The sequence below is a fragment of the Polaribacter sp. M10 genome (assembly GCF_054968445.1).
Window position 1 is genome coordinate 1 of sequence record NZ_JBSSBG010000044.1, and the last position, 3302, is coordinate 3302.

Sequence of the window (3302 nt, forward strand, 5' to 3'; positions counted from 1 at the left end):
GTCGCCATGGAAACTTTAGGTATAAAAAGTAAAACAACACTTCAGAAACTAAGGGATAATGATGAAATTGTTTACTCAAAACATAGCAAAACAATTATGTACGACATCAACTCCATTGATTATTTTTTAGAAAGAAATAGTAATAGGGAAAGAACAAATAAATAATGGAAAATCCAAAAGAACAAAATTATACGAAAGGCTTTAATGCGGGTTACATTGTTGAGAAATATGGAAAACCTGATTTTGAAGATTTAGAGAAATATGAATTTCAAACTTCGTTTATGCAAGGATTTGTAGATGGCAAAAATCAAGCAAAACATGAAAAAGGGACTGAAGGTAATTCTCAATTACAAGAAATAGAAATTTAAATGACAAAAAACATATTCCTCAAATGTCTATTTGTCTTTATAGTGAAAAAAAATAAATTATATTGCAGTTATAATAATCTCACATCCTTTTTTAAAGGATAATAATAACAATAATAAAATGTCTTGTAAACGATTCAAAGAAGCAGTAGAACATATTATACACTTAAGTAAGGATGATTTAAACAAATTAAATGATGAAGAACTTACAATTAATCATGATCAACTCGAAGATATTTTAGCGATGACCGAAGCCGAAAAGGAATTAATGCATTCATCCTATGACAAAAAAGTATGCACAGCTATAATCGTTTCCATGAAAAGAAAACTAAAAGATATTAAAGATGTCATTGAGAACAAAAAGAAGGCTCAAACACTAAATAACAATAATATAAAAAGCAAAAAGATATCCGAAAGAGCTTTTACTCTAAATCAAAAATTCTTGCTTCTTAAGAAAACCGGATATATAAACTTAATAGTAGATAATTTTGACCCAAAAATCCAACACAAAATTTTTAGTGCTATTTGTAATTGTAGTGAAGATACTTCTCGAAAAATTCATAATGGAAGTTACAAAGATACCAAGGATGTCAGACCTTTGGAGTTTCAGCAACTTTTAAAACATATTGAAAATAATAAAAAGTAACCATATATGGCACTTTTTTGGATCTGTTATGGTTCTACAGTTTAGGTTGCTATCTTAATCTCCTTTTTCTTTGCATAAAATTTTAAATAGATGCAAAGGATAATAACCGTTAAAATTACACTACAAGGGCTTCCAGGTCTAATCAATCAATCTGTAAAGAAAGCTATAAAAGATTCCTTCTCAAATCCAAAGAAGAGAAGTATCAGTCTTTCAAGTAAACCTTACCAAACTAAAAAGAAAACTGAAGAATTCTTTAATGTAAGTACTAATTGTATAAATGATTGGTTCAACAAAGGTATTTTGTTCAAAAAGAAAATTGAACAAGGAACCTATTTCCTAAAATCAGATCTAATGACACTTTTATTAGATTAACAAGAGAACTAAACATTTTTTTATACCTCCCTACCTCTTATGTAAGAAGTAGAAGTTTAAAACTAAACAGATGACATAAAATATTTTAAATCTGTCAGCGACTTAAATTGATTTTAAAGCTGATGCAACTAGGTACCAACAAAATGATGAAATAAGCATGGATACCAACTCACCTAAATAAGGGATTTCATGCCCAGGTGATGATTATAAATTAATTTAATTAAAAACATACAAAAATGAATAATGACAATAATAAGTCAAACGATAGCATGCATAATTTTCCTTTAGAAGTTTTTCCAATTAAAATTCAAAAATTGATTAAAAACGCAAAGGACAAGGTTAATCATAACCCAGAATATTTCAGTGCAGGTCTCCTATCCACATTTGCAACAGCTATAGGAACATCTGCAACTATAAGTAATGGTTCTTACAACAGCTATCCAATTTTTTGGTTGGCAGTAGTAGGACGATCAGGTAGTGGTAAAACACATCCTTTGGAATATGCAACAACTCCAATTAGTAAGAAAGATACTAAGACATTTGAAGAGTATCAATCTAACCTTCAAAAATTCGAAATGGATACTACAAAAAAGATAAAAAAACCCAATTATAGCAGTACGATTTTAGGAGAGTTTACTAGTGAGAAACTTGCGGAGAATCTAAATCATAATAAAAAAGGGGTTTTAATTTTCCAAGACGAACTTATTGGATGGATTAAAAGCTTTGATAAATATCGTAAAGGATCAGATCAGCAAACCTATTTACAATTATTTAATGGAGGAACTTTAACTGTGGATAGAGTATCTAAATCTCCAATAAGAATAGATAAACCAATTGTTAATATTTTGGGTGGATTACAGCCAAGTGTTTTAAAGGAAATGGCAGCTAAAAATAGAGATAGTGATGGATTCTTAGCCAGGTTTCTATTTGTTTCTCCGAATTCACACGATCCGAATTTTTTTACAGGTGATAAAATAGACGACTCGCTTGAAAGTTACTACAATCAATTGGTAGGCAAATTATACGATATGAATCAAACAGATTTGCATGCCAGCACAAGTAATATTGAGATTTATAAAAAATGGCAACATGAAAAGGTAAAAGAACATAATGGAGATGATTTAGATGTATTAATTCAGTCTAAATTAGAAGTTTATGTATGGCGATTTGCTTTGGTTATTGAATTGTTAAATCAAGTTGACAAAGAAAACTTCAGCGATTCTTTATCAGACAAAAGTATAGAATTGGCTATAATTCTTGCAGAATACTTTAGGGAAAATGCTTTCAAGGTTTATAACAGAATAACTAATACTTTTCCTTTGGATAATTTATCAAATGACAAGCAGAAGCTTTTTAGAAAACTCCCTATAAAATTTAAAAGAAATGAAGTCAAGTCAACTTTTGAGGAATTTAATGTAAAAGGAGGCTCGATTAATCGATTCCTTAATAAAAGAGAATTATTTATTAGATTAGATAGTCAAGGTAACTATAAAAAGAAGTTTGAATAATCAAGTTCTAAAGCCACCTTTAATTAGGTGGCTTTTTAGTTTACCACTTTACCATAAGGCTTACCACCAAAACACCATTCTAATCCCCTGTCGCTATTGAGCTTTACCACCTTTACCACCTTTACCAACAGGTATGTAATAGTTAATAAGCGTATCTATATTTTTAAAAAAATATCATTCATAAAATATATTTTATGTCAAAACCGGGGGAACTTTCTACTACTTATAGAGAGTAAACTACCTCCCCCAGATTTGACATTTTTTATTAAAACGGAAAAAACAGAAAGAATTACTTCTTTCTATTTTTTTTTAATTCTCGAAAAATGAAAGTACCTCACTCATCATAGATTCCCAAGCAAACCAGGCAAGCCAATTAAAATATTGTACCTCATCAGTTGGACTTGGTTTATT

At 29.5% G+C, this 3302-nt stretch carries 4 protein-coding genes; all 4 read left to right on the forward strand.

Going from position 1 to position 3302, the window contains the following annotated elements; all coding sequences use genetic code 11:
• The first annotated feature begins 164 nt into the window (after positions 1-164).
• The 4 genes from ACWYN7_RS17145 (at position 165) to ACWYN7_RS17160 (ending at position 2891) form a co-directional block, all read left to right on the forward strand.
• Positions 165-368: a hypothetical protein gene (locus tag ACWYN7_RS17145; protein ID WP_462861198.1), complete on the forward strand. Its 204-nt coding sequence runs from the start codon at positions 165-167 to the stop codon at positions 366-368.
• Between the two features lie 118 nt (positions 369-486).
• A complete protein-coding gene (locus ACWYN7_RS17150; RefSeq protein WP_462861199.1) occupies positions 487-1011 on the forward strand; it encodes a hypothetical protein in 525 nt (174 codons plus the stop codon).
• Between the two features lie 90 nt (positions 1012-1101).
• Positions 1102-1383, forward strand: a complete 282-nt coding sequence (locus tag ACWYN7_RS17155; protein WP_462861200.1) for a hypothetical protein — start codon at positions 1102-1104, stop codon at positions 1381-1383.
• 236 nt (positions 1384-1619) lie between these two features.
• Positions 1620-2891, forward strand: coding sequence for a DUF3987 domain-containing protein (locus tag ACWYN7_RS17160; RefSeq protein ID WP_462861201.1), 1272 nt, complete (start codon positions 1620-1622; stop codon positions 2889-2891).
• Positions 2892-3302 lie beyond the last annotated feature (411 nt).